1 protein-coding gene is annotated in these 559 nt (G+C 60.3%); it reads left to right on the top strand.

Annotated elements, in window-relative coordinates; translation table 11 throughout:
- Positions 1 to 408, top strand: a 408-nt coding sequence (locus tag OZ411_RS43015) for a transposase (RefSeq protein ID WP_282532812.1), incomplete at its 5' end; no start/stop codon positions are given.
- Between the last annotated feature and the right edge of the window lie 151 nt (positions 409 to 559).

Here is a 559-nt window from a genome sequence, read left to right as displayed (position 1 = left end):
GACGATGTTTATCGCTGTCCCGCCGGCGAGCGGCTAACTTATCACTATACGAACGTAGAGGACGGAAAGACCCTGCGCCGCTATTGGACAAGCACCTGCAAGACCTGCGCGCTAAAAGCCCAGTGCACGACAGCCCCCGAGCGCCGCATCTCACGCTGGGAGCACGAGGCCGTTCTGGAGAAAGTTCAGGCGAGGCTCGACCACAACCCCAATGCAATGGCTGTCCGCCGCCAGACAGCGGAGCATCCGTTCGGCACGATGAAGTGTTGGATGGGAGCAACGCACTTTCTTACAAAAAAGCTGCCGAAGGTGGCCACCGAGATGGCGCTCAACGTGCTCGCCTACAACCTGAAGCGCGTGATGATGATCGTGGGCGTGGGCGGATTGCTGGAAGCCATGCGGGCCTGAGGCCGGCCATTGCGCGACCAAATCAGCGCCTACCTGAAGCTCCAGGCTGCCACTGAGATGACAGGAGGTCGATTCCACCGAATTAGAAGCTCGGCGGCCACGAAATGCGCCAGTGCGCTCCAAGTTGCACCATTTTCACACGGCCTGGGCC

This window comes from Bradyrhizobium sp. Arg237L (assembly GCF_029990105.1).
In the GTDB taxonomy this organism is placed as follows: Bacteria; Pseudomonadota; Alphaproteobacteria; order Rhizobiales; family Xanthobacteraceae; genus Bradyrhizobium.
This window is presented reverse-complemented; position numbering and strand designations above follow the sequence as displayed.